22 protein-coding genes and 1 tRNA gene are annotated in these 21,637 nt (G+C 48.9%); 12 read left to right on the plus strand and 11 right to left on the minus strand.

Going from position 1 to position 21,637, the window contains the following annotated elements:
• Nucleotides 1-61 precede the first annotated feature (61 nt).
• The 9 genes from plsY to selB all read right to left on the minus strand — a co-directional run bounded on the left by plsY (nucleotide 62) and on the right by selB (nucleotide 8,943).
• Nucleotides 62-652: a glycerol-3-phosphate 1-O-acyltransferase PlsY gene (gene plsY, locus VST71_03620; GenBank protein MEC4684807.1), complete on the minus strand. Its 591-nt coding sequence runs from the start codon at nucleotides 650-652 to the stop codon at nucleotides 62-64.
• Nucleotides 649-1,185: a CDP-diacylglycerol--glycerol-3-phosphate 3-phosphatidyltransferase gene (pgsA, locus tag VST71_03625; protein MEC4684808.1), complete on the minus strand. Its 537-nt coding sequence runs from the start codon at nucleotides 1,183-1,185 to the stop codon at nucleotides 649-651. The genes plsY and pgsA overlap by 4 nt, the downstream gene beginning before the upstream one ends.
• On the minus strand, nucleotides 1,166-1,747 hold the full coding sequence (kdsC, locus tag VST71_03630; protein MEC4684809.1) for a 3-deoxy-manno-octulosonate-8-phosphatase KdsC: 582 nt from the start codon (nucleotides 1,745-1,747) through the stop codon (nucleotides 1,166-1,168). Before kdsC ends, pgsA begins: the two co-directional genes overlap by 20 nt.
• Before the next feature lie 57 nt (nucleotides 1,748-1,804).
• The gene (locus VST71_03635; GenBank protein ID MEC4684810.1) at nucleotides 1,805-2,767 is read right to left on the minus strand and encodes a KpsF/GutQ family sugar-phosphate isomerase; all 963 of its coding nucleotides are present in this window, start codon (nucleotides 2,765-2,767) and stop codon (nucleotides 1,805-1,807) included.
• On the minus strand, nucleotides 2,764-3,582 hold the full coding sequence (kdsA, locus tag VST71_03640; protein MEC4684811.1) for a 3-deoxy-8-phosphooctulonate synthase: 819 nt from the start codon (nucleotides 3,580-3,582) through the stop codon (nucleotides 2,764-2,766). Before kdsA ends, VST71_03635 begins: the two co-directional genes overlap by 4 nt.
• A complete protein-coding gene (locus VST71_03645) occupies nucleotides 3,560-5,269 on the minus strand; it encodes a CTP synthase (GenBank protein ID MEC4684812.1) in 1,710 nt (569 codons plus the stop codon). Before VST71_03645 ends, kdsA begins: the two co-directional genes overlap by 23 nt.
• Nucleotides 5,270-5,328: 59 nt before the next feature.
• On the minus strand, nucleotides 5,329-6,123 hold the full coding sequence (kdsB, locus tag VST71_03650) for a 3-deoxy-manno-octulosonate cytidylyltransferase (protein ID MEC4684813.1): 795 nt from the start codon (nucleotides 6,121-6,123) through the stop codon (nucleotides 5,329-5,331).
• 87 nt (nucleotides 6,124-6,210) lie between these two features.
• Nucleotides 6,211-6,933, minus strand: a complete 723-nt coding sequence (locus VST71_03655) for a four helix bundle suffix domain-containing protein (protein MEC4684814.1) — start codon at nucleotides 6,931-6,933, stop codon at nucleotides 6,211-6,213.
• Nucleotides 6,934-7,053: 120 nt separating this feature from the next.
• A complete protein-coding gene (selB, locus tag VST71_03660) occupies nucleotides 7,054-8,943 on the minus strand; it encodes a selenocysteine-specific translation elongation factor (protein MEC4684815.1) in 1,890 nt (629 codons plus the stop codon).
• Nucleotides 8,944-9,017: 74 nt separating this feature from the next.
• Between selB and uvrB the strand changes: the two genes are divergently transcribed.
• On the plus strand, nucleotides 9,018-11,003 hold the full coding sequence (gene uvrB, locus VST71_03665) for an excinuclease ABC subunit UvrB (protein ID MEC4684816.1): 1,986 nt from the start codon (nucleotides 9,018-9,020) through the stop codon (nucleotides 11,001-11,003).
• Here uvrB and VST71_03670 read toward each other — a convergent pair.
• Together VST71_03670 and VST71_03675 are read right to left on the minus strand one after the other, a co-directional pair.
• On the minus strand, nucleotides 10,989-11,330 hold the full coding sequence (locus VST71_03670; protein MEC4684817.1) for a metalloregulator ArsR/SmtB family transcription factor: 342 nt from the start codon (nucleotides 11,328-11,330) through the stop codon (nucleotides 10,989-10,991). The two genes, uvrB and VST71_03670, sit on opposite strands and share 15 nt — an antisense overlap.
• Nucleotides 11,331-11,714: 384 nt before the next feature.
• Nucleotides 11,715-11,915 (minus strand): cold-shock protein, encoded by a 201-nt coding sequence (locus tag VST71_03675; GenBank protein MEC4684818.1) that lies wholly within the window; start codon nucleotides 11,913-11,915, stop codon nucleotides 11,715-11,717.
• Between the two features lie 315 nt (nucleotides 11,916-12,230).
• Here VST71_03675 and lysA point away from each other — a divergent pair, with 315 nt between their 5' ends.
• The 11 genes from lysA to VST71_03730 all read left to right on the plus strand — a co-directional run bounded on the left by lysA (nucleotide 12,231) and on the right by VST71_03730 (nucleotide 21,590).
• The gene (gene lysA, locus VST71_03680) at nucleotides 12,231-13,490 is read left to right on the plus strand and encodes a diaminopimelate decarboxylase (GenBank protein MEC4684819.1); all 1,260 of its coding nucleotides are present in this window, start codon (nucleotides 12,231-12,233) and stop codon (nucleotides 13,488-13,490) included.
• 45 nt (nucleotides 13,491-13,535) lie between these two features.
• Nucleotides 13,536-14,408, plus strand: a complete 873-nt coding sequence (gene dapF / locus VST71_03685) for a diaminopimelate epimerase (protein ID MEC4684820.1) — start codon at nucleotides 13,536-13,538, stop codon at nucleotides 14,406-14,408.
• A gap of 5 nt (nucleotides 14,409-14,413) precedes the next feature.
• Complete coding sequence (locus tag VST71_03690; protein MEC4684821.1) at nucleotides 14,414-14,710, plus strand: hypothetical protein; 297 nt, start codon at nucleotides 14,414-14,416, stop codon at nucleotides 14,708-14,710.
• 67 nt (nucleotides 14,711-14,777) lie between these two features.
• Complete coding sequence (dapA, locus tag VST71_03695; protein ID MEC4684822.1) at nucleotides 14,778-15,650, plus strand: 4-hydroxy-tetrahydrodipicolinate synthase; 873 nt, start codon at nucleotides 14,778-14,780, stop codon at nucleotides 15,648-15,650.
• A gap of 119 nt (nucleotides 15,651-15,769) precedes the next feature.
• Nucleotides 15,770-16,198, plus strand: coding sequence for an RDD family protein (locus VST71_03700; GenBank protein ID MEC4684823.1), 429 nt, complete (start codon nucleotides 15,770-15,772; stop codon nucleotides 16,196-16,198).
• 98 nt (nucleotides 16,199-16,296) lie between these two features.
• Nucleotides 16,297-17,325 (plus strand): rod shape-determining protein, encoded by a 1,029-nt coding sequence (locus tag VST71_03705; protein MEC4684824.1) that lies wholly within the window; start codon nucleotides 16,297-16,299, stop codon nucleotides 17,323-17,325.
• A gap of 7 nt (nucleotides 17,326-17,332) precedes the next feature.
• On the plus strand, nucleotides 17,333-18,112 hold the full coding sequence (mreC, locus tag VST71_03710; GenBank protein MEC4684825.1) for a rod shape-determining protein MreC: 780 nt from the start codon (nucleotides 17,333-17,335) through the stop codon (nucleotides 18,110-18,112).
• Nucleotides 18,113-18,123: 11 nt separating this feature from the next.
• Entirely contained in the window at nucleotides 18,124-18,585 is a 462-nt protein-coding gene (gene mreD / locus VST71_03715) for a rod shape-determining protein MreD (protein ID MEC4684826.1), read from the plus strand.
• Nucleotides 18,582-20,360 carry a penicillin-binding protein 2 gene (gene mrdA / locus VST71_03720; protein MEC4684827.1) on the plus strand — a complete coding sequence of 593 codons (1,779 nt, stop codon included), beginning with the start codon at nucleotides 18,582-18,584 and terminating at the stop codon, nucleotides 20,358-20,360. Before mreD ends, mrdA begins: the two co-directional genes overlap by 4 nt.
• Nucleotides 20,335-21,465 carry a rod shape-determining protein RodA gene (rodA, locus tag VST71_03725; protein ID MEC4684828.1) on the plus strand — a complete coding sequence of 377 codons (1,131 nt, stop codon included), beginning with the start codon at nucleotides 20,335-20,337 and terminating at the stop codon, nucleotides 21,463-21,465. Before mrdA ends, rodA begins: the two co-directional genes overlap by 26 nt.
• A 48-nt stretch (nucleotides 21,466-21,513) precedes the next feature.
• Nucleotides 21,514-21,590 (plus strand) — tRNA-Met (locus VST71_03730).
• The last annotated feature ends 47 nt before the right edge of the window (nucleotides 21,591-21,637 follow it).

Consider the following 21,637-nt stretch of genomic DNA (forward strand, 5'->3'; position numbering starts at 1 on the left):
GATTTTGACTTACCGTAAGCCAGAAAACCTTACATTATTTCATAATAATATCATTATATCATTAATTATTTTTTTTTTGTCCAACCCTGGGCTCTTTGCCTTGCATAAGCCTCCTGATATTCTCCCGATGTTTTATGTAAATGAGCATGACAAAGAGAACTGAAAGGAACAAACCGGTCACTCCCTTTTTAAAAACAATCATGTTCAGGGGCAAAAGTGTAAAGGCAGTAAGTGCACCAAGGGAGGAGTAGCGGGATATAAATACCACGGCAAGCCATATCAATACAGTTAACAGCCCAACATACGGTGCGTATACGAGGAGCGCCCCTATCGAAGTTGCAACACCCTTTCCACCACGGAACCTGAAAAACAGCGGATAGTCATGCCCTATTACGGCAAATAACCCTGCAAGCCCGGTGTATGGGTCGCCGTATCCCGAGACCTTCATCAGGGCAACTGCAAAGGCCCCCTTCATTAGGTCCCCTGTCAGGGCAAAAACCGCCTCCTTTTTACCGACTGTCCTCAGGACATTGGTAGCCCCTGTATTGCCGCTGCCAACCCGTCTGATGTCAACACCCCGGGCTTTTGCAATGATAAGACCAAAGGGAATGGTTCCGGCAATATATGCGACTATCAGTAATACAACGATCATTTTACCGCCTTCCAGAAGGAAACAGTATATTGAAATCCTGAAAAGACTGCAAGCACAAGGGAAACCCAGATAAGGACAACGCCGGGAGCATAAAGGTTTATGCCGAACAGGCTGTCCTTCAACACCAGACACAGAATGGCAATAATCTGGGCTGTTGTCTTCAGCTTTCCACCCATCTCAGCCGGTATGACGATATTTTTTGACAGGGCAACCACCCTGAGTCCGGTCACCAGGAACTCCCTGACGATAATCACTATGGCCACAAAGGCCGAAAGGCTTCCAAGGTCAACAAGGAGTATCAGTGCCGAGATTACAAGGAACTTGTCTGCTATGGGGTCCATGATAATACCGAATTTGGTAATCTGCCCGGTCTTCCTTGCAATGTAACCGTCGAGGAAATCCGTCAGGGACGCCAGACCGAAGATCAAGGCCCCCCAGACCGGATAGTTGGGCGCAAGCACAAGAAAGAAAGGTATGGAGACTATGCGGCTGAATGTCAGTATGGTCGGGACGTTAAGTCTTAATGTAGTCATTGATTATCCCTTCCCAAAACCCTTTTGCCTTAAGAATAAGGTCGGTAATCTCTCTCACCGCCCCCCTGCCCCCACTGTTTCCGGTTACTATCATTGAAAAAGCCCTCACATCCTCAGATGCATCAGCCACGGTTACAGGTAATCCCACCCTCCTGAGCAGGGGGATATCTACCACATCATCGCCGATATATGCGACCTCTTCGTCCTGCAGGGAGAATTTTTTCTTTATCTCTTCATAGGCGATTACCTTGTTAAAACACTTCTGGTATATCTCCCTGACACCCAGTTCATGGGCCCTGCGCTCAACCACCCTTGAACGACGGCCTGTAATAATCGCCACATCCACCCCCTTGCGTATAAGCAGCTTTATCCCGTGCCCGTCCCGGACATGAAAGGACTTGAGCTCATTACCCTCGTTATCAAGGATTATCCCCCCGTCAGTAAGGACACCGTCCACATCAAGGATGAGGAGCTTTATCTTCCTTGCAGCCTCCAGGATAACGTCTGCTGCATCAGGCTGAGCACCGGGATTATCCCTGGATGTTGAATCAATCGGCCCCATCTGTTCGGTCTCCTTTTTTCATAAAAGTTTGTTTCAGCCTCTGCTGTAAATTATCCCTCACACAATCCCCTTCTTCAGGATATCATGGAGGTGGATTACACCTGCCGGCCTGCTCTCCTCCTCCGGCACTATCAGGGCCGTTATGGAGTGCTGCTGCATCAGTGAGAGTGCCTTTGCAGCAAGCGTATCCCGGGAAATCATTCTCGGATTCCGGGTCATTACCTCAGCAGCCCTCATCCCGAAAAGCCCTGCCCCCCATCTATGCAGCCCGCGCCTGAGGTCACCGTCCGTTATTACACCTGCCACCCTTCCTTCCTCATTGCAGACAATGGTCATGCCAAGCCGTTTTGAGGACATCACAAGTGTGGTATCCGTCATGGGGGTATCCAGGCCAACCACAGGGACACCGTCTCCTGTATGCATAAGGTCTTCAACCTTTATAAGCAGTTTTTTGCCGAGTGAGCCGTTGGGATGAAACATGGCAAAGTCCTCTTCCCTGAAACCACGCCTCATTATAAGCGCCACTGCAAGGGCATCGCCCATTGCAAGCGCTGCAGTAGTTGATGCCGTGGGAACAATATCCATTGGGCAGGCCTCTTCCCTGACGGATGTATCGAGCACAAACTCGGACGCCCTGGCAAGGGTGGAGCCCGGCTTTGTCAGGGATATAAGGGTGACGCCAAAGCGTTTCAAATACGGAATGAGCCTTATTATCTCCTCGGTCTCGCCACTGTTTGAAAGGGCGATTATAATATCCTCGTCAGTCACCATCCCGAGGTCTCCATGACATGCCTCGGCAGGATGGAGAAAGACGGCTGGGGTCCCGGTAGATGAGAGAGTTGCAGCTATTTTCTTGCTGATTATGCCGGACTTGCCCATACCCGTCACAACAGTCCTTCCGCTGCTGCTGCAGATGGCCTCTACGGCCTCCTCAAAATTACTGTCCAGCCTCTCTATCATGGCAGAGATAGCCAGGGCCTCAATGCTTAATACCTTTTTTGCCTCTTCAAGGATGTTCATAAGTCCTTTGTCACCCGGAATATCTCCCTTAATCTTTCCAAAAAACCCTCCATTTCTTTAAGGGGTATCATGTTCGGCCCGTCGCAGGAGGCCCTGTCAGGATCCGGGTGCACCTCCATAAAGAGCCCGTCAACACCGGCTGCAACCGCAGCCCTTGCAAGCGGCTCGGCAAACTCCCGCTGTCCGCCCGAGCATGTACCCTGCCCCCCGGGAAGCTGCAGACTGTGAGTAACATCAAAAATTACAGGGTAACCAAAAGACCTCATTACAGGGAATGCCCTGAAGTCAACAACCAGGTTATTATATCCAAAAGAGGTTCCCCTCTCGGTTATCATCAGGTTGGTATTGCCGGTAGATGTGAATTTATCAATGACATTTTCGACATCCCAGGGAGAAAGGAACTGTCCCTTCTTGATATTCACACCCTTTCCGGTCTCTGAGGCAGCTATAATGAGGTCTGTCTGACGGCACAGCAGGGCGGGTATCTGAATGATATCCACAACCTCGGCAGCACGTACTGCCTCTGAAGGGGAATGCACATCAGTAAGCACCGGCACTGAAAGCTTGTCCCTTACAGTTTCAAGTATCCTCAGCCCCCGGTCGATTCCAGGGCCGCGAAAGGATTTTACGGACGTCCTGTTTGCCTTGTCATAAGAACTCTTGAATATGAACGGCAGTTGCAGCCTTCGGCAGATATCCCTGAGCCTTTGAGCAGTCTCAAGGACGATATCCTCCGTCTCTATCACGCATGGGCCTGCAATGACAAGGAGGCCCTCCCCTGTCAACCCCTTCTTATCCGGCTTCATCGTCGTCATCATGCTCTGTAGAGACATGTATATCGGTTAAGGATTCATCTCCCAGATATGGAAACAGGGACCTCTTCTCCCTGAGGGAGGCCTCTATGAAGGACTTGAAGAGGGGATGAGGTTCTGTAGGGCGGGACTTGAACTCGGGATGAAACTGACACCCAAGAAACCATGGGTGGTCCTCAAGCTCAACGATCTCTACAAGTTCGCCGTCAGGACTCGCTCCACTTACCCTCAGTCCATTCCGTGCAAATACACCCCGATAGGCGTTATTGAACTCATACCTGTGCCTGTGTCTTTCTGATATCTCCTTAACCTTGTAGGCATTGTGAGCATGTGAGTTCTCTGTGAGCACGCATGGATAGGCTCCAAGCCGCATGGTGCCTCCCTTCTGGCTCTCAATAGACCTCTCCTCGACCTTACCCTTTCTGAAGTCATACCATTTTTCCATAAGATAGATCACGGGGTCCGGCGTATTTATATCAAACTCCGAGCTGTTTGCCTTTTCAAGGCCACAGACATTCCTTGCAAACTCTATCACTGCACACTGCATCCCCAGGCATATTCCCAAGTAGGGTATCTTCTTTTCCCTTGCATACCTTATCGCCGAAATCTTGCCTTCAATCCCCCTGTAGCCGAACCCGCCGGGCACCAGGACACCGTCAACCTCGGATAGAAACCTTTCAGGACCATGAACCTCCAACTCTTCGGAATCGACCCACTGAAAGATAATCCTTGCATCATTGGCAATACCGCCGTGTATAAGTGCCTCCAGGAGGCTTTTATAGGAGTCTTTAAGCCCTATATATTTGCCTACAATGGCTATGGTTACCTCGTTTCTGGGTTCTTTTATCCTCCTGACTACCTCCTGCCATCTACCCAGATCCGGCTTCTTTGTCTCAAAACCAAACTTGTTTGCTATAAGTGTATCAAGGTCTTCCTCATGGAGTGCAAGGGGTACTTCATAAATGGTCTCTACATCAATTGCAGCAATTACAGCATCCACATCGACATTACAGTAGAGGGCAATCTTCTTCTTGATCCCCGGTGGCAGGGGTCTGTCACAGCGGCACAGGAGCGCATCAGGCTGAATACCTATCTCCCTTAATTCCCTCACACTGTGCTGCGTAGGTTTTGTCTTCAGCTCCCCTGCGCTCGGTATATAGGGAATGAGGGTCAGATGAACATAGAGCACATTCTCCCTGTCCACGTCATACCGCATCTGCCTGATGGCCTCCAGAAAGGGCAGACTCTCTATGTCGCCGATGGTACCGCCAATCTCCACGATAACAACATCGTAATCATCACTGACAGCCTTAATGGCATTCTTGATCTCATCCGTTATATGAGGTATTACCTGTACCGTATCACCAAGATAATCACCCCTTCTCTCCTTGGTTATCACATTGTGGTAAATCCGTCCGGTGGTGGCATTGTTGGCCTGTTTGGTCCTTATGTGTGTGAACCTCTCGTAGTGTCCGAGGTCAAGGTCTGTCTCCGCACCGTCATCCGTAACAAACACCTCCCCATGCTGAAAGGGGCTGAGTGTGCCGGGGTCAACATTTATATAGGGGTCAAGTTTCTGAAGTGTAACCCGTAGTCCCCTTGCCTCCAATAAGGCCCCTATGGCAGCGGATGCAATCCCCTTACCAAGAGAGGATACAACTCCGCCTGTTACAAAGATATACTTTGCCATTTCACCACCCTTTCTCCCGGATTATTAAAGTATTCAGTCACGAATTTGCCCTTCAATCTCTATTTCCCGCGCTCTCCCAACCATCTCTCAACCTTCTCTATATCCTCCCTTGTATCCACCCCGATGGTCTCGTGCGCGGTAATACCAACCTTTATCTTATACCCGTTCTCCAACGCCCTCAACTGCTCAAGTCTTTCAGCCTTCTCAAGTGCGGATTGTGAAAGCCCCGTCAAATTCAAGAGCACGTCCCTGCGGTAGCTGTAGATACCGATATGCTTATAGAACTCCAGGTTCAGGGTTCCGGGTTCAAGGTTCAAGGTTTCTTTTTCCTTAACCCGCAACCCGCAACCCGCAACCCGCAACTCTTCCCTGTAAAACGGAATCGGGGCCCTGGAGAAATAGAGGGCAAAACCCTGAGTGTCAAAAACGGCCTTAACCACATTAGGGTCAAAAACCTCATCAGTATCCTCTATCCTCTTTACAAGCGTTCCCATATCTGCCCGGCTGTCCTCAAGGAGACTGATTACACTATCGATCATCTCTCCCCTTATAAGGGGTTCATCCCCCTGGACATTCACAATTATATCATAATCAGCCCCTCTTGCGGCCTCGGCTATCCTGTCCGTACCTGACGGATGTTCAGAAGATGTCATGACAGCATCACCCCCAAAAGAGCGGACGGTCTGATAGATTTTATCACTGTCTGTTGCCACTATTACGCGATCCGCAAGCGTGGCAGTCATTGCCCGCTCACAGACATGCCGGATAACCGGCTTGCCTGACAGGGGCGATAAAAGCTTGCCCGGAAACCTTGTTGAACCGTATCTTGCCGGTATTATGACAACTGCAGACATAGTTTTTAAACTTCCTCTTTCTTTTTGTCGTTAATCGGTCGGATCCGTCAGATCAGACCAATCCGACTGATCTGATTCGAAATCTCCTCACAGGTTCTTCGCCCCTTTGCAGTCAGGGTAGCCGGAACATCCGAGAAACTGTTTTCCGGTGTTTTGGCCGCTCTTTGCCGTACGCAGCACCATGGGCTTTCCGCACTGCGGACAAGGCGGAAAATCAGAGTGATCAGTCTGATTGCTCTGATCAGCCCGATGCTGTAATCGCTTGGCAGCCAGTTGTTCGCTATAGCCGCCTTCTTCAACAAACTGTTTCTCAAGTGCGGCTATCTGCTGGTCGAGCAGGTAGTTCGTCTGGTGAATCAGGCAGATCAGCGCATTGGCGCGAACAGAGGGGTCTTCATCTTCAAGCCACCCGGCATACACCGCAGCCCGTTGATGATCAGTCATATCCGGCCAATTTGAGTGATGGTCTCCCGCCACTCGCCGAACCGCCCGTGCCTCGGGATCGTCCCTGTCCCATTGCAACTGCCGACGGTGTCTGAGGAAATCCTCGTAGTCGAGCAGCAATTCTTCAAGGCTGGCGCGGGCAACATTAACAAGACGCAGCTCCGTTTGACTGGAGGTCGCAGCAGCCCGGGAGCCTTCGGCAATGTTCTGGCGTCCACTGCGGGCGGCCTGCACCATCTGATCGACCGTGCGAGAACGCGGATTGAGATACTTCTCGCAAAACCAGTAGGTGGCATCATAAATGAGGGTGGCGGACTGAAAGGTACGCAGGTCCCGATAGCCGCCGCTCTTCCTGAGTCTGCTCATGACAGGAGTCCCTTGATTACCAGGCAGGTCAGATTGTTGGTCTTGCTCAATTGTCGCCTCCGGAAAACTTCGGTTTTTATCGGTCAGATCCGACCGATCTGACTGATCCGACCGATTTTGTTAACCCTTTTTAAAGGCAGGGTGAAGTTTCCTTACATCCCCGACCCTCAGAGTAATCTTGTTTGAATCCAGATACTCCAGAAATGGAAGGGCATACTTTCTTGTAGTGCCAAGGAGGTCGCGAAACTCTCCGACACTCATTGTGTCCTTCCCTGAGTAATATTCTTTCAGGAGATGGAGCATCCTGTCATAATTTTCCCTCAGGAGATATATCGAGTCGGTTATCCTTGCGATGGAGCCCTCCTGTACCATAAGCTTCAGTATATCGTCCATCTCCTTACCCTTAAGCTCAAAATACTTTGACAGTTCCTCTTTGGTGAGTGGCTGAAAACCATCCCGTTTCAGGAGTTCGAGGACGTCCTTCTTTATCTCCATAAAACGGTCGGTGACCGCCACTGTAAAGTCCGCAAGCCTCACCGTATCCTTCTCAACAACTATCTCTTCTATTATGGAAAGTATCCCCTGAAAAGTCCTTTGTTCAAGGCCGAAGAGGGACCTGAGAACTTCCTTGGACATCCCCGGCTTCAGGGGATTGTTTTTATGGAACTTTTTTAGCGTATCTGTAATCCTCTCCCTGAGACCCTGAAAAATATCCCTGTGGATCAGTCTGTCTTCAAACTGGACGAGCACTCCCTCTTCTTTCAGTTTCTCTATCGCGTTATCGATATCTGCTGTGTCGGCATTTATCCACCCCTGCAGTAAATGACGGGTCATGCCCCTGACACCCGATCTCCTCACCTTTGTGGCGATCTTCTCTCCAATATTGCCGTCCCTGTATACCTTAAGGTCATCAAGTCCATCTTTCTTCCGTCTCTTTCTTGCCTGTGAATCAAGGATAACCCCTCCGCCTATTGTAACAACAGGTGAGAAGCGCCTGATTATAAACCTGTCACCCGAGACAGCAACCACCGGCTCTTCCAGCCTTATCTGGCAAAAGGAGGTCTCCCCGGGTTTCAGTTCGTTGCGGTCATAGAGTATAACCCTGCCAATGGCCTCTGAGGTGGAGAGGTGAAAATGCACCCTCGATTTATTCTTCAGGACAGGGGCATCTTTAAGAAGGATCAGTTCTGCATCTATTGCATTGGTGGATATGAACCTGTCCGGCTCCACAACCAGTGCCCCCCTCTTCAGTTCTTCCTTCTGGACCCCCTGCAGATTGATGGCAACCCTCTGACCTGCATAAGCCTTTTCAATTGACTCACCATGACTCTGAAGTCCCCTGACCTTGCTCTTTATACCGGCCGGCAGTATCTCCACCTGGGCATCTGAGGAGAGTGACCCTGAGAGTGCGGTTCCTGTAACCACGGTCCCAAACCCCTTGAGGGTAAATATCCTGTCTATGGGAAGCCGGAACAGGCCGCCGGTTGATTTGGGGCTCACCTGAAGGGCAATCCGGTGTATCTTCTCCTTGAGGATGTCTATGTTTTCGCCGGTTTTTGATGATACCCCGAATATCTCGGCGCTCTCAAGAAAGGTGCCCTTAACAAAGTCCCTTACCTCCTCTTTGACAAGCTCAAGCCAGTCATCCTCTACAAGGTCGGTCTTGGTTATTACAATAATGCCTGACTTTATGTTGAGGAGGTTACATATCGCAAGGTGTTCCCTGCTCTGGGGCATAACACCCTCATCACCAGCAATCACTAAAAGTACGATATCAATACCGCCTGCACCGGCAAGCATATTCCTGACAAGCCGCTCATGTCCCGGCACATCCACTATGCCCACACAGAGGCCGTCGGGATAATGTATGTCGGCAAAACCAAGTTCAATGGTTATACCGCGCTCTTTCTCCTCTTTCAGGCGGTCTGGATCAACACCTGTAAGGGCCTTCACAAGGGCGCTCTTGCCGTGGTCTATATGTCCGGCAGTACCAAGGATTATATATCGCATGTTATTTTTCAATCAGGATCCGGAATCTGTTGTGAGTTTTTTGGACTTAGGCTGATTTATATTATACTAAAAAGATGGATAAGTTTTTACTGAAAACAGACTTCACCCCAAAAGGTGACCAGCCAACCGCGATAGAAGAGCTTACAGAGGGGGCTTTGAAGGGGTTTGAACACCAGGTCCTCCTTGGCGTCACAGGCTCCGGGAAAACGTTCACGATAGCAAATGTTGTTGCAAACCTTAACAGGCCCACACTGGTGGTTGTCCATAACAAGACACTTACTGCACAACTCTATGGCGAGTTCAGGGAGCTCTTCCCGGAAAATGCAGTTGAGTTCTTTGTCAGTTTTTATGACTATTACCAGCCTGAGGCATATATCCCGCAGTCGGATACATACATAGAGAAGGACTCCATGATAAATGACGATATCGACAGGATGCGTCACTCTGCAACAAGGGCTGTGCTCGAGAGGAGGGATACGATAGTCGTTGCCTCTGTATCGTGCATTTACGGTATCGGGTCACCGGAGGATTATATGGCCATGCACCTGGTGGTTGAGGAGGGGATGAGGACGGAAAGGGATGCCGTAATCAGGAGGCTCGTGGAGATGCTCTACGAGAGGTCCGAGACGGAGTTCAAAAGGGGAAACATCAGGGTGAGGGGTGACATAGTGGAGGTCTATCCCTCTTTTTCGCAGTACAGGGGAATAAGGATCGAGTTCTTTGGTGATGAGATAGACGCCGTTTATGAATTCGACACCCTTACAGGTGAGAGGATAAAGAGACTGACAAAGGTGACGCTCTATCCTAACAGCCACTGGATAACGCCGGGAGAGAGGCTTGAACCGGCCCTCAAGTCAATAGAAGAGGAACTTGAGGAGAGGATCGAATACTTTCTGAAACACGGAAAGAACATCGAGGCCCAGAGGATTGAGCAGCGCACACGGTTTGACCTCGAGCTGCTGAGGGAATTCGGCTACTGTCATGGTATCGAGAATTATTCCCGCCACCTCAGCGGCCGTGCCCCCGGAGAACCCCCATATACCCTGATAGATTATTTCCCTGATGACTATCTGCTTGTAGTAGACGAGTCACATGTTACCATTCCCCAGATCGGGGGAATGCATGCGGGCGACCGTTCAAGAAAACAGACCCTTGTAGAGCACGGGTTCCGGTTGCCCTCCGCCCTTGACAACCGTCCACTTACATTTCAGGAGTTTGAGCAGAGGGTCAACCAGGCCATCTATGTATCCGCCACTCCGGGGCCGTATGAACTTGAAAAATCAGGGGGAAGGGTGGTGGAGCAGATTATAAGGCCAACCGGTCTCATTGACCCCCGGATGACTGTCAGGCCTGTTGCAGGGCAGGTTGAAGACCTCCTGGACGAGATCAAAAAGAGGGCGGAAAAAGATGAGCGGGTACTTGTTACAACCCTTACAAAGAAGATGGCGGAGGACCTTACCGATTATTATACAGAGCTTGGCGTGAGGGCAAGGTATCTCCACTCTGACATAGATACCCTTGAGAGGGTGAAGATTTTAAGGGATTTGAGGATGGGAAAGTTTGATGTTCTCATAGGTGTCAATCTGCTAAGGGAGGGGCTTGACCTTCCCGAGGTCTCCCTTGTGGCTGTCTTTGATGCAGACAAGGAGGGGTTTCTTCGCTCCGAGAGGTCTCTAATACAGATAGCAGGACGGGCTGCAAGGAATGTCAATGGTGAGGTTATTCTCTACGCCGACAGGATTACCAATTCCATGAAAAAGGCCCTTGAGGAGACAGAGCGGCGGAGGAAGATACAGCTGGAGTATAACAGGCGGATGGGCATAACCCCTGAGACTGTAAAGAGCAACATAAAGGATGTCCTGAGTTCCATATACGAGGCGGATTACCGGGCAGTGCCCTCAGTGGAGGAACCGGTAGAGGAGTATGTCTCTGATGAGAAGACCATCAGGAGACTTGAGGAAGAGATGAAAGAGGCTGCAAAGAGGCTCGATTTTGAAAAGGCAGCCATTCTCAGGGACAGGATAAAGAGATTGAAAGAGCGGATGTTAGAGCTTTGCTAATATCCTGTTTCTCTCCCTGAGCTGTTCAGTGAGCACCTCTTTCATGAGTGTGCATGCCTTGACAACTTTCTCGTTGGCTATGCTGTAATAGATATTGACCCCTGCCCTCCTTGATTTGAGGATACCCTTATGTCTCATTACTGCAAGGTGCTGCGAAACATTTGCCTTGGGCACTCCGAGGATATCTACAAGCTCACCAACGCTCTTTTCCCCCTCTTTCAGGGCATTTATTATCTCAAGCCTTTTTGGACTTGCAAGTGTCTTACAGACCTCTGCCTGTAACTCATATAATGTCTTTTCCATTGCACTTATTGTATAAGAATACATAAATATTGTCAATCAACGTTCTGATCCTGTCAGTTTTTGTCAGGAAATTTTTTTTCAGGTTGTTTTATTTAAGCTGATATTGTCGATAATCCGTAACCCCGTTTCCCTGCTATGGGCCACTGTGACTTTGGCGAGAAATCCATCGGCGTGGCTATCCGGAGTTGCCTTGTCTTGACAGTCACAGGCACCGGAATCGCAGCATGGGAAATTCAGGGGATTGGAAGAAACTAAAATACTATAAAAAAAGAGAGCAAAGAAGGAAAGGATCGGTTTTTGCTGTTGGTTGGGTTTAAAAAAGAAGAGAATTTATAGAAAGTCCCTTTGTTAACCTTTGTTGAAAAAATGTTAAACAGAGGGACTTTCTTTGGTCAATTACAGAGTCGATTACTGTCTAACCACATTTACTGCTTTGGGACCCTTTGGACCCTCTTCGATATCGAAGCTGACCGACTCGCCCTCGGCAAGTGACTTAAACCCATCGTCCTGGATTGAGGAATAGTGGACGAACACATCGCTGCCGTCTTCACTTGTGATAAAACCAAAACCCTTGGACTCGTTGAACCATTTTACTGTTCCATTAGCCATTTCTCTACGTACCTCCTTACTTAAAAACTAAAGTCTCAGAATTACTCCGCATCTAAATAAAAAAAGACCACTAAGCTAAAAGTCTTTGTGGTCTTACGCGTTACAAAAACTTCAGAAACTCTATATAAAGAATAGCATACTTGAGAGTAAATAGTCAATACGAAATATTGTGTCCGTCAGGCAATAAAAAAGCGTCCTCTTTTTACCGGATGAGACGTTTCCGTTTCCGGTTTCGCCACTGTAAAACTTTGACTTTAAGTGGCCCCCTGTGTTAAAAATATAGGATTTAATATCAAGCGTATTTATGGGAGGAGTATGTATTATTTCAGATATCTAAAAGGAGAGCTCTACGCCGAAGATGTTCCGGTCAGGAGCCTTATTGAAGAGTATGGCACCCCCCTTTATGTTTATAGCCATAAAACCCTGACCCGGCACCTGAAGGCATATAATGACGCCTTCAGGGAAATTCCACATATAATATGCTTTGCAATGAAGGCCAATTCCAACAGTGCCATCCTCCGTCTGATTGCAAATCATGGTGGTGGCGCTGATATTGTCTCCGGAGGGGAGCTTTACAGGGCCTTACGGGTGGGGATACCCCCGGAGAAGATTGTTTATGCAGGGGTGGGAAAGACCGATGACGAGATTCGATATGCCCTCAGCAAGAGGATATTGATGTTTAATGTGGAATCCGAGCAGGAGCTTGAAAGGATTAACGATATAGCAGGCCGGATGAATGTCACTGCTCCGATAGCTCTGAGAATAAATCCTGATATTGACCCTGAAACACATCCATATATATCAACAGGGCTTAGAATGCACAAGTTTGGCATCCCGATAGAAAATGCCCTCGAGTACTACAGACTGGCAAAGGGACTTGAAAATATTGAGCTGATAGGGGTTCATAAGCATATCGGCTCACAGATAACAAAGGTAACCCCCTTTGTAGATGCACTCCAGAGGATACTGGTCCTCATTGAGAGCCTGAAGGCAGAGGGAATCAATTTGCGATATCTGGACATAGGTGGCGGGCTTGGCATACAATATAAGGACGAATCCCCACCCCACCCAAAGGAGCTTGCCCAAAAACTCCTGCCGCTTCTGAAGGGACTGGACATAACAATAGTTATGGAACCCGGACGTTCAATCGCAGGGAACGCAGGTATACTCCTCACAAGGGTGCTTTACCTGAAGAGGGGTGAGGACAGGGAGTTTGTGATAGTGGATGCAGGGATGAACGACCTTATGAGGCCCACCCTGTACGACGCATATCATCATATCGTCCCTGTCAGGAAGAACAGGCGCAAACTGATCACTGCAGATATTGTCGGCCCTGTATGCGAATCAGGGGATTTTCTTGCAAGGGAGAGGGAAATCAACAGGGTTGAGCACGGGGACTGTCTTGCTGTTATGAGTGCCGGGGCCTATGGGTTTTCGATGAGCTCCAATTACAACAGCCGTCCAAGACCGGCAGAGGTGCTTGTAAAGGACGGTGAACATCATATTATAAGAAAGAGGGAGACATACAGGGACCTTGTCCGTGGTGAGATGATACCTGATTTTCTGGACAAGTGAAAAATTAAAAATTAGGCATGTTTATAACTTTTTGATATTATGAAAATCGAATTCACAAAGATGCACGGCCTTGGAAATGACTTTATTGTCGTTAACGCTATTAAAGAGTCGTCCCTGGCCAATCTCGGCACTGATGAACTCTCTATGCTGGCAGCACATCTGTGCAACAGAAGGTTTACCATCGGTGCAGACCAGCTTCTCCTGCTCTGTCCATCTCAGGAGGCCGATTTCAGGATGAGAATATTCAATGCCGACGGTTCGGAAGTTGAGATGTGCGGCAACGGCATCCGCTGTCTCGCCAAGTACATCTGGGACAGGGGTTTGAGTGAAAGAAAGGTGCTTGAGATAGAGACGCCGGCGGGCATTATCAAGCCGGAGATGTGCGATGGATTGGTCAGGGTTGATATGGGAATGCCGGAGTTTTCGCCGGAAAAGATACCGATAGATATCCAGGAAACAGACAGTGCCGTCCTGCCGGAAAAAGCCGTCTTTATAAAATATCCCTTTGAGGTTGAGGGGCAGGTTTTTGATATCACATGCCTTTCCATGGGTAATCCCCATTGCGTTATAGTCGTTGATGATGTAGGAACCTTTCCTGTAAGCTATTACGGCCCGATGATTGAAAACCATCAGATATTCCCCCGCAAGACAAACGTGGAGTTTGTAGAGATACTCAATGATAAAGAGATAAAGATGAGGGTTTGGGAAAGGGGTGCGGGTGAGACAATGGCCTGCGGAACCGGTGCCTCTGCTGCTGCTGTTGCAACATCATTAATCGGGATTACAGGAAGAGCCGTGACGGTTCACCTCCTGGGTGGAGACCTTTTTATTGAATGGGCCGAGGATGGACATATCTACATGGCAGGTCCTGCCGTTACTGTATTTGATGGATCTATCAATATTGAAGTCGATGGGTGAGAAAAATGATAACAGAAAAGAGAAGTGTTTCCAGACAACCAACGAGCCTTAATATCAAGTTTGCTGTAACAGAGGTGGGGGGAAGAGATGCCACAAGGGTTGAGGCAAAGGGCTCAATTGTGGATATTTCAGAGCAGGGGTTTGGTATGATAACTACCTATCCCTTGCAGAAAGGTCATGCGATAACAATAAGGGAGAGGGGAAACGAAAAGATGCCGGGCTATGGGCTTGTCAAGTGGATAGAAAAGGCGGGCTCTACTTACAGGGCCGGTCTCTGGCACATGTTTCCGGTAAATATATAGACTCTTTTCAGATTGCCCTTTCCGGACAGACGGAAAGGGCGGGGATAAAGTTCTTAAGGAGGACGTCATGCTTAAAGGTTCAATAGTAGCCCTGGTTACCCCTTTCAGTGATGGGGGTGTGGATGAAAAGGCCCTGTCAGAGCTGATCGAGTGGCATATATCAGAGGGCACAAACGGTATAGTGCCCTGCGGCACTACAGGAGAGTCGGCAACCCTGACCTATGAGGAACATTACAGGGTGATAAAGAGTACCATAGAGGCGGTAAACAAAAGGGTCCCGGTCATTGCAGGTACCGGTGCCAATTCCACTGATGAGACGATTACAATGACGCAGGAGGCCAGGAAACTCGGGGCGGATGCAGCCCTGCTTGTCGCACCCTACTACAACAAGCCCACCCAGGAGGGGCTATACAGACATTACAGGGCAGTGGCAGAGGCTGTTGACCTTCCGCTTGTGCTTTATAATGTGCCTGGACGCACGGCTGTTAACATACTGCCTCAAACGGTTGCAAGGCTTGCCGAAATTAAAAACATTGTCGCCATAAAGGAAGCCTCCGGTGATATGAGGCAGGTGAGTGAGGTTATGAGGCGGTGTGGCGACAGGATTACCGTTCTTTCAGGAGATGACTTCACCACGTTTCCCCTTCTTGCCCTCGGCGGCAGGGGCGTGATTTCCGTCACTGCCAACGTGATGCCCGGGATGGTTTCCCGGATGTGTGCAAGCTATGAAAAGGGGCTTTATGACGATGCCCGAAAGCTCCATTTCAAGCTCGAACCACTCAATGCTGCGATGTTCCTGGAAACCAACCCCATACCTGTTAAAACCGCCCTCTCAATGATGGGCAGGATAGGAGGGGATCTCCGCCTCCCGCTGTGCGAAATCTCAGAGGCAAACAAAAAAAGTTTGCGGGAGACTCTGCTCTCATATAACCTTATTTAAAAACAGGCCGCACCCTTTGAGAAAAAGGGTGCGGCCCGAAAGCATTGATATCACGCCGGAAAGCAGGCGAGGGCATCCCCTTCCTTGAAAATCTTAATACCTATCTGGTAGTATTTTAAATGGTAACCCCTGCAGGACTTCTCTCCCGTGTAGTTGCAAAGGTAATAGACCTTATAGTGGCAACTATAGCTGTTGAGATATTACAGAAGACCGGTTTTTTTGCAGGAATTGTATACATTCTGGTAGCCGATGGTTTCTTTAACGGCAGAAGTCCCGGCAAAATGCTCCTTGGGTTAAGTGTGGTCAGGGTGGACGGAGGGCCTTGTACTGTCAAGGAATCCATACTGAGAAACATGACTATCGCCTTCGGGTTTTTGTTATGGAGAATACCCTTGATAGGTTGGCTTCTCTTTCTCTGCGTGCTGGCCTTTGAATTTATCGTGCTTTTCGGAAGTGATACAAACAGACGTCTTGGCGACGAGATTGCGAAAACCAATGTTATAGAAGTATCAGCCAACAAGGAACATGTAGCAGACAGTGAAAAATAGCTGCTTGCTGCAAGATGCTCACTAAAATTACTAAAAAGGTTGCGAGACCCTGAAATGAATTCAGGGGGATAATTAAAGCTTCCGCAACAGGAGGATAGATGTTTATACAGAAAATACTTGGATTATTTTCAAACGACCTTGCCATAGATCTTGGGACAGCCAACACCCTGGTCTATGTAAAGAAAGGCGGAATTGTCTGTAACGAACCATCGGTGGTTGTAATAAGGAAAGACAATAAGAAGACGATTGCCGTTGGAATTGAGGCAAAGAGAATGCTTGGCAAAACCCCGGCAAACATAACTACGATAAGGCCGATGAAAGACGGTGTGATTGCAGACTTTGATGCCACAGGGGAAATGCTCAAGTACTTTATAACAAAGGTGCATAACAGGAAGAGCTTTGTCTCCCCAAGGGTCATCATTGGAGTGCCCTCAGGGATAACACAGGTCGAACAGAGGGCAGTTAAAGATGCATCCCAGGCCTCCGGTGCAAGGGAGGTCTATCTCATATCAGAACCCATGGCTGCTGCAATTGGCGTAGGCCTGCCTGTGGGCGAGCCTACAGGCAACATGATTGTCGATCTTGGAGGCGGAACCACTGATGTTGCCGTAATCTCCCTTGACGGAATTGTTTACAGCAAGGTGGTAAGGGTTGGTGGAGACAGGATGGATGAAACGATCCTGGCTTATATAAAAAGAAGATACAACCTTATGATCGGCGAAAGATCTTCCGAGCAGATCAAGATAGAGATCGGCTCTGCCTATCCGACTGATAATACCTCCAGGGAGCTTGAAATAAAAGGAAGGGACATGGTTTCAGGGATTCCCAAAACCATCACTATAAATGAAGAGGAGATCAGGGAGGCCCTTCAGGAACCCGTCACCATAATACTCGATACAATCAGGGCAGCACTTGAAAATACCCCTCCGGAGCTTGCAGCGGATATTGTAGATACAGGCATAGTGCTGGCCGGAGGCGGTGCACTCCTGCGCGGTCTTGATCTGCTGATCAAGGAAGAGACCAGGCTCCCTGTAATAGTTGCCGATGACCCCCTCACAGCAGTTGTCAGAGGAGTGGGCAAAATGCTTGATGAAATCGAGTTGCTGCAACGTGTAGCCCTGAATTGATGATGAGATGAGAAACAGACGGGTTGTCTTGCTTTTTCTGGTTGTTGTCGTTTCTGCCTCCCTTATGACCTTTCAGAGTACCAGGGGACCGTTTAGACCCCTAACTGCCCTGCAGACCCCTCTATACCAGCTGGAGAGGTGTTTCTCTGCTGTCACGAACGTCATCAAATCACCCTTTCGTTACTACTTCAGACTGGAAAATGAAAACCGGATACTGAAAAACAAGATCGGCCAGTTTAAGATGAGAGAACAGGAATACACAGAACTCAAACTCGAAAACCAGCGACTAAGCACCATACTCGGAATAAAAGAGACAGCCCCTCATTTTATTGCAGCCGCCAGGGTCATCTCTTCAGGGATAAGGCAGTGGCCGGAGCTGATTATAATTGACAAGGGGGCATCAAGCGGCATTAAAAAGGATATGGCCGTAAGGATACCGGAAGGACTCGTTGGAAAAACTTCAGAGGTTATGCCCGGGTTCTCAAAGGTGCTGCTTGTCACAGACGTAAGTTTTTCCGTATCCGTACGGCTTCAGGACTCAAGGATTGAAGGTATACTGTCAGGCAGGGGGGATGGATCATGTACCTTAAAATACATTCCAAAGGACGAAAATATAAAGCCCGGAGCTTTATTAATAACTTCAGGGCTTGACGGGGTTTTCCCCGAAGGTATTCCCGTGGGTTATATCACGGGGGTTGAGAAAGGGAGCGAGCTCTTCCTTGACATTGAGGCTAAACCAATAATAAAGACATCCATGATTGAAGAGGTCATGGTCTTTAAAAAATAGGACTTCAATTTATGAACAGGACTGCCAAAAAAATCGCTTTCTGGACAATAATCATTGCTGGAGTTTTTCTCCTGCAATCTGTGATATCAATAGACATAATAAGAGTGAATCTGACGCTGCTTCTTGTCTATTATTTCGGCCTCAGGAGAGGTGAACTCCAGGGCGCAGCAGTCGGGATATCCGTTGGGTTCCTCGAAGATACCCTTTCAGGACAGTTAATCGGTCCTGGAATGCTGGGAAAGGGATTGGTTGGTATACTTCCTGCGTATCTCTCGGATGGCTTTTTTATATGGACTCCCCTGCTGGGAATGCTTGCGGTCTTTGCCCTGACGGTTGTTGACGAAACAGTGGTATACACATCGCTTTCCCTCTTCTCGCAGAGTCCGGCACCTCTACAGGATTTTATAGCCCTGACCATTGTCAAGGCATTGATAAACGCACCCTTCGGGTGGCTGATAAGACCTGAAAAATGATAGATAAAAAGAAGACCATAACGGTTCTGGCTTACATCTCCATGGCCGTTTTTGTAGTCTTTCTGCTAAGACTGTGGCAGTTGCAGATTCTGAAAGGCAGTTATTACAGAAAGCAGTCTGAGAAAAACAGGGTCAGGGTCTTCAAGATTCCTGCCCCAAGGGGTATAATCTTTGACAGAAACGGTATCCCCCTTGTGAAAAATGCCCCTTATTTCATTGCCTCACTGATACCCGGCCTCTCGAAAAAGGGCCTCAACCTTTCCGGGCTGTCAAAACTCCTTGACACATCAGTTGAAGACCTGTCAGAAAAGATAGCGAACAGGAAAAAACACGTCCTGGAGCCGATAAGGCTGAAAGAGGGTCTGAGCTTTGCCCAGGTCGCCAGGATAGAGGCAAGAAGGTCTGATTTCCCCGGCCTTGTAGTAGAGACAGAAATCACGAGGGCATATCCCTATGGCAGCACCGGCGCACACCTGATCGGGTATCTGAGTCTCCCCACAGAAGCCCAGTTGCGCAAGGGGCTCTTTGCCGGTACACCCAGGGGCACCTTTGTTGGACAATGGGGAGTGGAAGCGCTCTATGATAAACGGTTAAAAGGTGTTCCGGGAAAGAGGTTTATAGAGGTCGATGCACTCGGAAGGCAGCTGCGTACACTGAAGGTAGTGCCGCCCCAAAAGGGGGAGGAACTGACCCTGAGTGTTGACATCCGGACACAGAAGACGGCAGAGGAGGCATTTAAGGGAAAGGCCGGGGCACTCATGGCCCTGGACCCTCAGAGTGGTGAAGTGCTTGCACTTGTAAGCCTTCCTTCTTTTGACCCCAATCTCTTTGTGCGGGGGATATCCCAAAAGCAATGGAACCGGCTTCAGAGACATCCAGGACATCCCTTTCTGAACAGGGTGTTTCAAAGTCAATACCCTCCGGGCTCCATATTCAAGATCGTTACTGCCATTGCCGCCCTGGAGGAGGGGGTTGTAGACGAGAATTTTTCAGTGGATTGCACGGGTGAGATTCATGTGGGAATATGGAAATTCAGCTGCTGGAAGGGGCAGGGACATGGCAAAACAGCACTCAGAAAGGCCATTGTTGAATCCTGCGATATATATTTTTATGAGATCGGCAGGCTCCTTGGGATGGACAGGATTGCGAAGTATGCAAATGCACTCGGACTCGGCATTGCGCCGGGGGTCAAGCTGAGTGCTGAAAGGAAAGGACTCATCCCGACTACATCCTGGAAATTAAGAAAAAAGGGGATTCCATGGTACCTTGGCGAGACCTTTAATGCTGCAATAGGGCAGGGATACGTCTCGATTACCCCTGCCCAGGCAGCCCTGATGATAGCCGCCATAGCAAACGGGGGGAATGTCTACAGGCCTGAGCTTCTCAAGGACCAGCCGGGCCCGGAGCCGATAGCAAAACTCAGCCTGAGCCCGAAGACACTCAGGATAATCAGGGACTCCCTGGTGGCGGTGGTTGAGGACAGAAAGGGCACGGGTGGGACGGCAAGGTCGGAAATCGTCAGGATTGCAGGCAAGACAGGGACTGCCCAGGTCATCAAGATACCCGAGGTAGTTAAGAAAAAACTCGCAAACAAGTACAGGGACCATGCATGGTTCGTTGCATACGCACCGGTTAAAAATCCTTCAATAGCCGTCTCTGTCTTTGTTGAGCACGGCGGGCATGGTGGAGAAACAGCAGGCCCTATTGCAAAGGCAACTATTGAAGCATATATGAAATCATCAGGATACTATGTTGAGACACCGGCTAAAAATTAATTATCAGGGCATCCGGAACTTTGACTGGCTAATGTTCTCCATCCCCCTTGTTCTTACCCTCCTTGGGATAATGACGATATACAGTGCCACAAGGTCTGTCCTGGATACCCAGCCATCGTTTTATGTAAGGCAGTCGATATGGCTGGTCCTCAGCATCATCGCCCTCTTTGTCTCTGCAAGTTTTGATTACAGGAAACTTATCAGCATTGCCTACCATTTGTACGGAATCGGGTTAATCCTTTTGTTCCTGACTATACTGCTTGGTCATACGGGCATGGGAGCCCAGAGGTGGCTCAGGATAGGGCCGGTCAGTTTTCAGCCCTCGGAAATGTTCAGGATAGCCATTATTATCGTTGTGGCTAAATACCTGAGCATAAAACGTTCACCCCTTTCAGCCTCTCCCCTCGCAACACTCCTGTTCCTCTTTGTACTGATACCCTTCTACCTTCTTTACAAGCAACCAGACCTTGGCACGGCAATAACATTGGTCGGGATAGTCGTCTTAATGGTACTGGTGAAGGGGGTGCAGAGACGTATTCTCGTCAGTGTGCTGCTGGTGATTGTCATCTCGCTACCATTTGCAGGAAACATCCTGTGGGAAGGACTGAAGGAATACCAGCGCAACAGGCTGGTTGCATTTATTGACCCAAAGGTCGATCCAAAGGGCATAGGATATCAGATTGAGCAGTCCAAAATCACAATAGGCTCCGGGAAGTTTTTCGGCAAGGGATATCTCAAGGGCACACAGGGACCGTTCCGGTTCCTGCCCGAAAAACATACGGATTTTATATTCTCGGTCTTTTCAGAGGAGTGGGGGGCCGTTGGCTCTGTTGTTGTAATCAGCCTTTATCTCCTGTTAATTATACGGGGATATGAAACCGCTTTTTATGCAAAGGATGAATTCGGCACACTCCTGTCCATCGGCATCAGCACCATGTTTCTCTTCTATGTCTTTATCAATATCGGCATGACGATGGGGCTGATGCCGGTAGTAGGCATTCCCCTGCCTTTTTTCAGCTATGGAGGCACAGCCTTGCTTTCCAATTTCATATGTGTGGGCCTTCTGATAAATGTGCGGATGAGACGCTTTATCCTCTTTTATTAAGGCTGATTTTTTTGTTATAATGACCATTACCTTTAAGTGCAAGATAACGGCGGTGTAGCTCAGTTGGTAAGAGCATGCGGCTCATATCCGCAGGGTCGGGGGTTCAAATCCCTCCACCGCCACCAGCTCTTCCTTGCAGTTTGCGCAATTGCTTATTGTCCCTTTCATCTCA

It is taken from the genome of Nitrospirota bacterium, from assembly GCA_035873375.1.
In the GTDB taxonomy this organism is placed as follows: domain Bacteria; phylum Nitrospirota; class Thermodesulfovibrionia; order Thermodesulfovibrionales; family JdFR-85; genus BMS3Bbin07.